Origin of the sequence: Streptomyces sp. MK37H, from assembly GCF_018035285.1 — a bacterium.
GTDB classification, from domain to species: Bacteria; Actinomycetota; Actinomycetes; order Streptomycetales; family Streptomycetaceae; genus Streptomyces; species Streptomyces endocoffeicus.
This window is the reverse complement of record NZ_JAAAYH010000320.1, coordinates 1-10,641: the sequence shown is the minus strand read 5'-3', so window position 1 is coordinate 10,641 and position 10,641 is coordinate 1. Positions and strand designations below refer to the sequence as shown.

Genomic DNA, 10,641 nt, shown 5'->3' with positions numbered 1-10,641 from the left:
GAAGCATGCACCGGGACGACACCCCCGCCCGGCCGATCAGCCGCAGGAACTTAATCGGCCGGGCCGGCGCCCTGACACTGGTCACGTCCGGGCTGACGCTGCCCACCATCGGAACCGCCAGCGCCGACACGACCATCACCACGAACCAGACCGGCACCAACAACGGCTTCTACTATTCGTTCTGGACCGACGGCGGTGGGTCGGTCTCCATGACGCTGTCGTCAGGCGGCAGTTACCGGACCTCATGGACCAACTGCGGGAATTTCGTGTGCGGTAAGGGCTGGACAAACGGCGGACGCAGGAGCGTGCAGTACTCGGGCAGCTTCAACCCGTCCGGCAATGGATATCTGTCTCTCTACGGGTGGACCTCGAACCCGCTCGTGGAATACTACGTCGTCGACAACTGGGGTACATACCGGCCCACGGGGACGTACAAGGGCACCGTCACCAGCGATGGCGGCACGTACGACATCTACCAGACGACGCGCTACAACGCCCCCTCGGTCGAGGGCATCCGGACGTTCAATCAGTACTGGAGCGTCCGGCAGTCGAAGAAGACGGGCGGCACCATCACCACGGGCAATCACTTCGACGCATGGGCCCGTTCCGGAATGGGTCTGGGCACCTTCAAGTACTACATGATCCTCGCGACTGAGGGATATCAGAGCAGCGGGAATTCGAATCTCACCGTGAGCGGATGACATTCGGGTCCGACCCGTCCATCCCGTCCGTCGCGTTCATCCCGTGCCACCACCACAGAGCCCCAGGCCGACCGCCTGGGGCTTCTTTCTTGTCCGGACACTTCACGCTCCCCGTGCCCGTCGTGGTTCGGGCCCCGCAAGGTTTCGGCAAGGGGTCGGCAAGCCTTCTGTCCGGCCGGCCGGGGAGAGGACCGACGCGAGGTCCACGAAAGTCCGTGTCCGAAACCCGCACAAGAGATCAACGGGGGGACGCCATGTCGGCGTTGAGCACGATCGCAGAGTATTCGTCGGACGAGCCCCGCCAGTGGCTCACACTGGTGGGACGCAAGAAGGTGCTGGCCGTCGTCCACACCATCACCTACGCCAAGCGGCTTCTCGATGTCCTGTCGCTCCTGGAGGCCGACTTCCGGCTCCAAGTGCTGTTCACCACGCCACCCCACGCCTTCGGGGACGAAGTGCCGAGCTTTCTCCAACAGTTGGGAAGCCCTGTGCTCCCTTGGTCAGAGGCCACCCACATGACGTTCGACCTCGCCGTGGCAGCAGGTCCGCGCGGAGTGGAGCAGGTGCAAGCGCCCTTGATCACGATGCCGCACGGTGCCAACTACCTCAAACGCCTGCCCGGGGCGTCGGATGCGGGCGTGGCCGGGCTGCGCAGGCGGGACCTCATGCCTGGCGGCAAGCCTCCAGCCGCTGTGGTCGTACCGCATCAGGCTGACCTGGAAGAGCTGGGCCGTCATTGCCCGGAGGCGCTTCAGCTGGCGCATGTGGTCGGCGACCCCGCGCACGACCGGATCACCGCGAGCCTGTCGCGACGCACCGCGTATCGCCGTGCGCTGGGTCTCGCGGACGGGGAACGGCTGGTGCTCGCCGTCTCCACCTGGGGCCCTCACTCCTTCTTCGGCCGTTTCGAGATGTTGCTGCCGCGCATGGTCGGGGAGCTTCCACCCGGGCGGTACCGTATGGCCGTCCTCGTCCACCCCAACGTTTGGTCGGGCCATGGCCCCTGGCAGGTCAAGACGTGGTTGGCGTGGTGCCGCCGACTCGGGGTCAGCGTGGTGCCGCCAGAGGCCGACTGGCGCAGCGTCCTGATCGCCGCTGACTACATCATGGGCGACCACGGCTCAGTCACCCTCTACGGAACGCTCACCGGAGTGCCGATCCTTTTGACCGGGTCGCCGGAGCCGGAAATCAACCCGCGCTCTCCGGCCGCCACGCTCGCCGTCACCGCACCGGCGCTGTCCCCGGCTCATCCGCTCCCTGAGCAACTCGACTACGCCGCCGCCGAATACCGCCCGGAGGAGTACGCCGCGATCGCCGCACGCATTACCTCCGAGCCCGGCCGTTTCCACCGCAACATGCGGCGGCTGATGTATCGGCTGATGGGATTGGGCCAGCCCGCCCACGAGCCGCGGGCGACACCGCTGCCGGAGCCGCCGACACTGCGAACGTGGTCGTCCGACCGTGGAGAGGCATCGGCATGAGGGGCCCGGCCGGTTGCTTCGTCACTGTGGAATGGTGGGAGGAGTCGCCACCGGATCCGCTGCCGACTCCGTCCGTGTGTCTCTGGACAGGCCCGGCGGCAGGCGGAGTCGTCCTGCTGGCCCGTACCGGTCTCACGGGCACCCGCGGGGCGGCTGTCCTCGACGAGCACCTGACGGTGGACGCCGATGTCTGCGCAGACGCACACGGGCTGGACTGCGCCGACGTCTTGCGCGGAAGCCGCCCGCGGCCACCCGCCGAGGCGGTGCGATGGCTTGCGGAGATCGGGCCCGCCGGACCGGGGTGCCGACTGGCCGCCGTACCGCTGACCGGTGGCGGCTGGGTGGCGCGCGGCGGTACGGACCCGGGCGTGGTGGCCCTGCCGTGCCGGGTACCACCGGAGCAATGGCTCTTCGTGTCCTGCTTGCACGCCTGGCTGGTGGCGGGGCTACCGCTGAGCGGAATGTCGGAGGCACGCCCGCGGATCACGTACCGCCCGGCGATTCCCTGAGCCGATGCGCGTCGGAGGGGCTGGTGACCTCGAACAGCGCAAGCGCCCGGGCCCGGTAGTTCCGTGCTGCCGCCTCTTCCCCGCGGTCCCGGGCGCTGTCACCGAGCATTTCGAGGGCACGAGCCTGCCAGTGGGCGGCGCCGGATGAGGTGAACACCGCGAGGGCCTCTTCCATCGCCGCCACACCCACCAGGTGCTCACCGGCGCGCGCCCGGGCACGTCCCAGGAAGACCAAGGCACGCGCCGCGTCATGGGGGTCGTTGACGGCCAGCAGGCCAGCGCGCGCATATGTGAAGTACTCGACGGCCCGGCCGGTGTCATCCTGGGCGAGTGCGATCTCACCGAGGATGATCCTGGCCAGGGCCACACCGCGTGGGTAGCCGCATGCCTCCCATAAGGCGATGGCCTGGTGCAGATACTCCACGGCACGCGCCATCCGCCGGGCCTCGCGGTGGCAGCCGCCGAGGCCCAGCAACGCCTGCCCCTCATCCCGTACGTCGCCCGCCTCGCGCGCCGCCCGGCGGGACTCCTCGTACCACTCGGCCGCGTGGTCGACGCGGCCGGCGGCGCTCAAGCCGATGGCGCCGGAATTGAGCATCTGGCGCTCGGCCTCGGCGTTGCCGTCTCTTCGGGCCGCGTCCAGGCCGATCTCGTGGGCCTCGATCCACAGGTCGTAGTAGCGCAGCCGAAGGAAAACCGGCCACATGGCGTCCACGAGCTGCCACGTCATCGCATGCCACTCGCATGCCGCTGCAGCGCGTATCACCGCCATGAGGTTCATCCGGTGGGCATCCAGCCAGGCGAGCGCGCCCGGATCGTCGGTGAAGGGGATGGGTAGCCCGGTGGGGTGGACCACGTCCCTGTCGAGGGTGAACTGCGCGGGTGTGATCAGCTTCTCCGCTTCGGTGGCCGTCTCCAGATACCAGTCGCAGACCCGCCGCAGCGCCTAGGCACGAGTCGTAGCGCTCTCCTCAGCGATCGCCCGGCCGTGGGCGTGGACCCGCACGAGGTCGTGGAAGCGGCAGATGCCTGGGCCGATGTCCTCCATCAGGTTGGCCTCGACGAGCTCGTCCAGCCGGGTTTCCGCCCATGTCAGGGACTCTGCGCAGGCCGCGGCGGCGCTTCTCGCGTCGAAGGTGCGCAAGGGCAGTGGGCCGAGCCTGCGGTACAGGAGGGCAGCGCCCTCGGTCAGTACAGCGTAGGAAGCGTCCAGCGCGTTGCTCACCGTGGTCTCACCCTCCACTTGCAGCACGGCCAGACGCTCCGCGTCCCGGGTCAGGGCATCGGCCAGTGTCTTCACGGACTGTCGTGGCCTCGACGCCAGGCGCGCGGAGGCCAAGCAGACAGCAAGGGGTAAACCGGCACACAGCATGACGACCTGGCGCACGGCGTTCGGCTCCTTCGCGACGCGGTCGTCACCGATCGCACGGCTGAGCAAATCGGCCCCGGCGGCCGGTTCCAGCGGCTCCAACTGGTACATCGCCGCTCCGTCCATACGGAGGCCGGTCAGCCTGCGGCGGCTGGTGACCACGGTGAGGCCACCGGGTCCCGCGTGCAGCAGCGGGCGGACCTGCGCGGCTGTGAACGCGTTGTCCAGCAGTACCGCGATCCGGGCATCAGCGGTCCAAGACCGCCACAGCGACGCCTTTTCGGCCATATCAGCGGGCACCGAGCCGACACCGAGCGCCCGCAGAAACTGGCTCAGAATCTCACCAGGGCTCGCGGGGCCCTCGGTCGAGTGCCCCCGCAGGTCGGCGTAAAGCTGTCCGTCGGGGAACTCGGGCGCGAGTGAGTGGAGCCAGCTGCACACCAATGTCGTCTTGCCGATGCCGGCCGGGCCGCTGACCACGACCAGCGAGCGTGATGTGGTGTCCCGCCCACGGCCGGTCAACAGTCCGTCCAGCGCCGCCAGGTCATCGCCACGGCCGGTGAAGTGGGCGGGGACCGGCAGGAGCTGCCGAGGTGGCGGCACCGCGGGGGCCGCGCCGGTGTGCACATGGATGCCGCCGTGCACATCGCGCGCCTGTACCGCGGGACCGTGAATCCGGGCCTGGCCGCCGATCAGGTTCTCATGAGCATCCCCGGGTACCTGGCACATCCGTCTGCCCCCCCGGTCAGTCGGTCGCCGTCTGTGTGGATCAGTCCGGTCCTACCCTCAACGGGGCTTCGGCGATGCACCCGGGGACGCACGATGACGTGAATCGGCCAGTGCGCCGCGAACGACGTATGGCGGCCTCCCACACCCCGTGCCATGCTCGCTGAAAAATGGACAGACCAGCGGGAGGACGCTGGTGGACATCCACTTACTCGGGCCGGTGGAGCTTCGGCTGGGGGGCCGGCGGCTGAAGCTCGGCTCGGACAAGGAACGGTCTCTGCTGGCCGCGTTGGCGCTGGAAGCGGGCCGCCCCGTCTCCATGAACGCGCTCATGGACCGACTCTGGGACGGCAAGGCCCCACCGCGCGCCCGCGAGAACGCGCACACGTACATCTCGCGAGTGCGTAAACATCTACGCCTCGCAGGTACGGGGCCGAGCGCCCCGCGCATCACAAGCCGGGCCCACACCTACGTGCTGGAGACCGACCCCGACGCGGTCGACTTGAACCGCTTCCAGCGCCTCACCGATCTGGCCGGAGCGGCGGCGACGAGCGGCGAAGACGAACGCGTCGTGGACCTCCTCACCCGAGCCGAAGACCTCTGGCAGGGAGAGGCCCTCGCCGGACTCCCCGGCACCTGGGCCGAAACCGTGCGCGCGATGCTCGCCGAACGCCGTCTCCACGCGACCATTTCCCGTATCGCGGCTCTGCACCGGCTCGGCCGTTTCGCGGACTCGATCGGCGAGCTGTCGGCCATGGTGCGCGACCACCCGGAGGACGAGACGCTGGCAGGCCAGTTGATGCTGGCGTACTACGGCAGTGGCCGCTACACGGACGCCTTACGGGTGTACCAGCAGGCCCGCCGGCTACTGATGTCGGAATTCGGCTCGCGCCCGGGGGCCGAACTGGAGCGAATCCACCAGAGTGTTCTTGACCGGACACCAGTGGACAGGCTCGTCCGGACCGCCGCAGCCGGGGCGCCCTCCGAGCCCTCCGAGCCCTCCTCCGGAGGGTATTCCCCCGCTCAGTCTCCGCCACGGAATCTTCCGTACCAGCCCCCGCTCATCGGAAGGCGCTCCGAGCTCGACGCCTTAATGGAGTCCATCGGCACGGAGCCGAGGGAAGGGGCGGTGCTGACGGTGGAAACGGTCAGCGGAATGGCCGGGGTCGGCAAGACCGCGGTCGCGGTGGACACCGCCCGGACTCTGGCTCCTCGATTCCCCGCCGGCCAGGTCTTCCTGGACTTGCGTGGCCACTCCTCCTCCCAGGAACCGCTGAGTCCGAGCGCGGCCCTCGCCACGCTCCTGCGGCTGTTCGGGGCGCCCGCCGATACGATCCCCGTCCGACTGGACGAGTTGATCGCCCTGTGGCGGACCACCATCGCCGACCGCCGAGCGGTGATCGTGCTGGACGACGCGGCGGGTCCCGATCAAGTCGCACCGCTGCTGCCCGGCAATTCGCCCTCCCTGACCATCATCACCAGCCGCCGCCACCTGACGGGACTTCCGCATGCGGTGCCGCTTGCCCTGGATGTACTGCAGACCGATGACGCGATCACTCTCTTCCGGAGTTTCGCGGGTGCGGCACGGACCCAGGACATCACGGAGACCGCCCGCATTGTGCGCCTGTGCGGTCACCTGCCGCTCGCCATCGAATTGGTGGCCAACCGCTTCCGTTCCCGCCCTTCATGGAGCCTGACCACTCTGGGCGAGCGCCTAGCGCGCAGCCCGGGCCCCCTAGGCGAGATCCGCAACGCCGACCAGGAGATTTTGCGTGCTTTCGCCCTCTCCTACCGGGCCCTCGACGCAGCGCAGCGCACCACGTTCCGGCGCTTGGGTCTCCATCCGGGGCCCGACTTCACGTCCGAGTCGGCCGCCGCGCTGCTCGACCTCCCGGCCAGGGAAACCGAGCGGCTGATCGAATCCCTGCTGGAGTGCCATCTCCTCCGGGAACCGACACCTGACCGGTATCGGTTTCATGACCTTCTGGGCGACTACGCCCGAATGCTCGCTTTTTCGGAAGACGATGAGCGGGAGCGCGAGCAGGCTCTGGCCCGGCTGATCACCTTCTATCTGCGGGCCGCGGAGCAGGCCGACCGCGTGGCATACCCTCGGAGGATCCGGCTCACCGCGGACGGCGCGGACCAGCTTCCGGCCCTTTCCCGCCCGCGGAACGCCGATGAGGCGCGCGCCTGGTTCGCCACCGAACGTGGCAACCTGCTGGCCGCCGAGCACCAGGCACGCACCCACGACTCGCCGGAGTCCGCAGCCCGACTCGCCCACGCCCTGGCGGGTTTCCTGGAGGCCGAGTGCCATTGGCAGGACGCCGCCGACATCCTCCAGCACACGGCCGACCACTGGTCCCGCACCGGCGACCAACCGGCCCTGTGCCACGCCCTGCTCAACCTCAGCTCCAACCACGCCAACACGGGCCGCTATGCGCAGGCCGTGGAGGCGGGCGAGCGGGCACTGGAGATCGCGCGGGGGACGGGGGACCGGGACGCGGAGTGGGAAGCATACCGGATCCTCGGGGTGATTCATTGGCATATGGGTGAGAATGAGACCGCGGTGGTGCTGCATCAGAGGGCTTTGGCGATCGGTGTGGCGACGGGAAATGTCTGGAATGAGGCCCGATCACGCAACAACATTGCGATCTCACTGCTCGACCTCGGCGAACCAGAACGCGCACTCGATCACTTCCGCAAGGCGCTATCCGGCTTCCGATCCGCAGGCGACCAGTCGGGGGTTATTAGAACACTCAACAACCTAGGCGACGTGTACGCGCGCAGGGGCGACTATACGCAAGCCCGGATGACGTTCGAGGAATTACTCCCACTGACGGAGTCCACGGGAAATTCGTACGCACGGGCAACGGTACGAACCAACCTGGCCGCGAATCTTGCCGAATGTGGCGAAACCGGTCGTGCGCTGGCACTGCATCAGCAGGCATTGACGGACTTTCGCATATTGGGCGACAGAAAGAGCCAGGCGACAGCGCACAACGGACTAGGGGAAGCGCACTTCAAGGAGGACTCCGTCGACGCGTCCGTCGACAACCACCTGAAGGCCCTGGACATCGCCCGCGATATCGGAGCAACCCAGGAGATCACACGCGCACTACGCGGCCTGGGACGCGTCGAGCTCAACGACGGCCGGCTGGACTCCGCGGCGCAGCATTTGAAGGCATCCATAGCCACCGCACACAAGGCCAACGCGCGCGACGAGGAGGCCCGGGCACAGGCGCTACTCGCCGAGGTGCAGTTGGCGGCAGGCGATACGGCACAAGCACGCGAACTGCTCCAGAAAGCGCTCTCTGCATTGCGGGCATTGGACGAACGGGAAGCGGAGCGAATAAGCACCCGGTTGGCTGGGGTCGGCGACGGGACGGCGAACTTGACTACCGGAGAGTAGATCGCTTCTATAGCCTCGCTATCGAACAATTGACTGACGCCCTCAGTTTCGACAACTCAGCCATTCGTAAGATAACCTCACCGCCGTAAAGAGCAAGATCCACTGGCGAACGAGGTCGGCGTTGAAAAGTAAGCGCAATGTCCTTCTGACCGCAGCCGCTGCGATGGCTATTGCCATAGGAGTAACGTTTTTCGGGGCAGCTTCGGCGTCTGCCGTCTGCATGCCTACGAAGACTGGCAATACCGCGCGGTGATGCGGATGCCGAAGCCCCGGCCGCGCGACCGGTCCGGGGCTTCGCCTGCGCGTGAAACGCGCCCAGCACCGAAAACTCCGCGCCGTGGGCGGCTTCGCGTCGTTAGGATCCGCGCATGGCCACAGCCGATCACTCAGTCCTCCATGTCCTTACGGGCTACCGGCCGAAGACCACCGCGGAATGCGCCGATGTCGAGCGGGCACGCGGCGTCATCGAGGCGGGCGCGCCCTGGGACCGGACGAGTCCCCTCCACATCACCGCCTCCGCCCTGATCGTGCACCCTGACAGCGGCCGGGTGCTGCTGCGCTGGCACCAGCGCCACCAGTCGTGGCTGCTGGTCGGCGGGCATGGCGACCCTGGTGAGTACGACCCGCTCGCCATCGCGCTGCGGGAGGGGCGGGAGGAGACGGGGCTGCCCGACCTGGCCCCGTGGCCCGACGCGGAGGTGCGGCATCTGGTGATCGTCCCGGTCCCCGCGAACAGCCGGGAGCCGGCGCATGAGCACGCCGACGTGCGCTTTGTGCTGGCCACCGGCGCTCCCGAGGCGGTACGGCCGGAGAACCCGGACGCGCCGCTGCGCTGGCTGACGCCGGACGAGGCGCGGATGGCGATCACGGAGGCGAACATCCTGGACACCCTGTCCCGGGTGGAGCCCCTGCTCGCCCGCTGATCGCCCAATGGCCCGGCGTCACGCCTGATTCATGCCTGATTCATGCCTGCGTCATGCCTGCGGCGTGCTGAAGGCCTGGGCGACGGCGAGGCTGTCCTCGTAGACGTGGTGCCGGGTGACGAGGCCGCCCTCGAGCGTGAGATGCAGGGCGAACCGCGCACGATAGGCGCGCCCGGTGGACCGGGCGGTCTGGCGGATCTCGCCCAGCACGACCGCGTCGTCGCCGTCGACGAGAACCCGCTCGACCTCGGTGGCCGCCTCCTCGGGCACATGGTGCCGGGCCAGCGCCCGGAAGTGGTCCGCCACATCCGCACGGGTGGACCGGTGCCGAATCCACGGGGTGGCCGTGCGGCCGTGCTCGCCCTCAGGCCAGTCCAGCTTCCAGTCGCTGCGCTCGGCGTACAACTCGGCGATCCGCTCGGGGTCACCCTCACCGATGCGGCGCAGCAGTTCCTCCACCAGGGCGCGGGTGGTCATGGGCGCGGCCAAGGACATGGTGATCCCTCCGATCGGAAGCCTTGCGGGAGCGATCACCATGCTGGCGATGACGGGGGCCCGGCGCGATTACGTCCGGGGTAATGCGCTCCGCCTCATGGCGGCGGGCTCCGCTTCAGGCCACGCGCCTCGCCGCGACTCGGGCGAGCAGGGCGTCCCGCACCGCGGGCCATTCGTCCGCGAGGAGGCTGTAGTACAGCGAGTCACGACGGCTGCCGTCCGGGCGGCGCATATGGCTGCGCAAGGTCCCCTCGTGGACCAGGCCGAGGCGGGCCAGGGCGCGCTGCGAGCGCACATTGAGGTTGTCCGTGCGCAGGGCCAGCCGCGCGAGCCGCAGGTCGTCGAAGGCATGGCCGAACAGAAGCAGCTTGGACTCGGCGTTGTACGGGCCGCCCCAGCAGGAGCGGTCGAACCACGTCGCGCCGATCTCGGTGCGGCTCTCGACGAGGTCGAGGTCGTACATGCTGGTTGAACCGATCACCGTGCCGTCAGCGCGCCGTTGCACCGCGAAGCAGCGCCGCGTCGGGTCGGCGATCATCTCGCTCAGCATGTCCCGCACTTGGCCGACGCTCTCGGGGCGCGGCCGGGGCATCCACCGCCAGACCTCTGGGTCGGTCGCGGAGGGGAAGAGGGCCTCGGCGTGGTCGGCGGACAACGGGACGAGGCGGACAACAGTGCCTTCGAGCGACTGTTTGCTCACCGGCACAGAATAGGCCCGCGATCGTCGGATGGCAGCGGTACGGCGACTAGGGCCTGAGGACGGCGGGTCAACGCCAGAGGGAGATGGCCAGCCCCAGGCCGCCCAGGGCGATGGCGATCCGGAGGGGGGTTTCGGGGAGGCGGCGGACGGCCAGGGGGCCGAGCCGACTGCCCAGGAGGGCGCCCAGGCCGAGGGTGGCGGCGGCGGGCCAGTTGACGGGGGCGACGGCTACGTAGGCGACTGCGGCCGTTACGTTGGCCGCGCCGGTGGCGATGTTCTTGACGGCGTTGGTGACCGGGAGGGGCTCCGTGGCCGTCAGGGAGAGCAC

Annotated in this window: 10 protein-coding genes; 5 read left to right on the top strand and 5 right to left on the bottom strand. The window is 68.7% G+C overall.

The annotated features are described in order from the left end of the window. Positions 1–5 precede the first annotated feature (5 nt). From GWI24_RS32340 to GWI24_RS32330, 3 genes are all read left to right on the top strand, one after another. Complete coding sequence (locus GWI24_RS32340; protein ID WP_210949616.1) at positions 6–701, top strand: glycoside hydrolase family 11 protein; 696 nt, start codon at positions 6–8, stop codon at positions 699–701. A 254-nt stretch (positions 702–955) separates the two neighbouring features. Further along, complete coding sequence (locus tag GWI24_RS32335; RefSeq protein WP_210949614.1) at positions 956–2,182, top strand: hypothetical protein; 1,227 nt, start codon at positions 956–958, stop codon at positions 2,180–2,182. Between the two features lie 74 nt (positions 2,183–2,256). After that, positions 2,257–2,691 (top strand): hypothetical protein, encoded by a 435-nt coding sequence (locus GWI24_RS32330; RefSeq protein WP_210949613.1) that lies wholly within the window; start codon positions 2,257–2,259, stop codon positions 2,689–2,691. Here the strand turns inward: GWI24_RS32330 and GWI24_RS46665 are convergent. Both GWI24_RS46665 and GWI24_RS46660 read right to left on the bottom strand, forming a co-directional pair. After that, entirely contained in the window at positions 2,666–3,547 is an 882-nt protein-coding gene (locus GWI24_RS46665; RefSeq protein WP_308344162.1) for a hypothetical protein, read from the bottom strand. The two genes, GWI24_RS32330 and GWI24_RS46665, sit on opposite strands and share 26 nt — an antisense overlap. 90 nt (positions 3,548–3,637) lie before the next feature. Then, positions 3,638–4,789 carry an AAA family ATPase gene (locus GWI24_RS46660; protein WP_308344161.1) on the bottom strand — a complete coding sequence of 384 codons (1,152 nt, stop codon included), beginning with the start codon at positions 4,787–4,789 and terminating at the stop codon, positions 3,638–3,640. A 217-nt stretch (positions 4,790–5,006) separates the two neighbouring features. On the opposite strand from GWI24_RS46660, the gene GWI24_RS32320 reads away from it, so the two are divergent. Together GWI24_RS32320 and GWI24_RS32315 are read left to right on the top strand one after the other, a co-directional pair. Further along, the gene (locus GWI24_RS32320) at positions 5,007–8,195 is read left to right on the top strand and encodes a tetratricopeptide repeat protein (RefSeq protein WP_308344160.1); all 3,189 of its coding nucleotides are present in this window, start codon (positions 5,007–5,009) and stop codon (positions 8,193–8,195) included. Positions 8,196–8,563: 368 nt separating this feature from the next. Further along, a complete protein-coding gene (locus GWI24_RS32315; protein WP_210949612.1) occupies positions 8,564–9,118 on the top strand; it encodes an NUDIX hydrolase in 555 nt (184 codons plus the stop codon). 51 nt (positions 9,119–9,169) lie between these two features. Here GWI24_RS32315 and GWI24_RS32310 read toward each other — a convergent pair whose 3' ends face one another. The 3 genes from GWI24_RS32310 to GWI24_RS32300 form a co-directional block, all read right to left on the bottom strand. Next, complete coding sequence (locus GWI24_RS32310) at positions 9,170–9,613, bottom strand: nuclear transport factor 2 family protein (RefSeq protein ID WP_210949611.1); 444 nt, start codon at positions 9,611–9,613, stop codon at positions 9,170–9,172. Positions 9,614–9,728: 115 nt separating this feature from the next. Continuing rightward, a complete protein-coding gene (locus GWI24_RS32305) occupies positions 9,729–10,313 on the bottom strand; it encodes a GNAT family protein (RefSeq protein ID WP_308344159.1) in 585 nt (194 codons plus the stop codon). Positions 10,314–10,380: 67 nt separating this feature from the next. Continuing rightward, positions 10,381–10,641 (bottom strand): TSUP family transporter (locus GWI24_RS32300; protein ID WP_210949609.1); only part of this gene is annotated, 261 nt, incomplete at its 5' end.

Bases quoted from the DNA above. Each gene is read 5' to 3' on its own strand.
- GWI24_RS32340 (WP_210949616.1), top strand. From the start codon at position 6: ATGCACCGGGACGACACCCCCGCCCGGCCGATCAGCCGCAGGAACTTA.
- GWI24_RS32335 (WP_210949614.1), top strand. From the start codon at position 956: ATGTCGGCGTTGAGCACGATCGCAGAGTATTCGTCGGACGAGCCCCGC.
- GWI24_RS46660 (WP_308344161.1), bottom strand. From the start codon at position 4,789: ATGTGCCAGGTACCCGGGGATGCTCATGAGAACCTGATCGGCGGCCAG.
- GWI24_RS32315 (WP_210949612.1), top strand. From the start codon at position 8,564: ATGGCCACAGCCGATCACTCAGTCCTCCATGTCCTTACGGGCTACCGG.
- GWI24_RS32310 (WP_210949611.1), bottom strand. From the start codon at position 9,613: ATGTCCTTGGCCGCGCCCATGACCACCCGCGCCCTGGTGGAGGAACTG.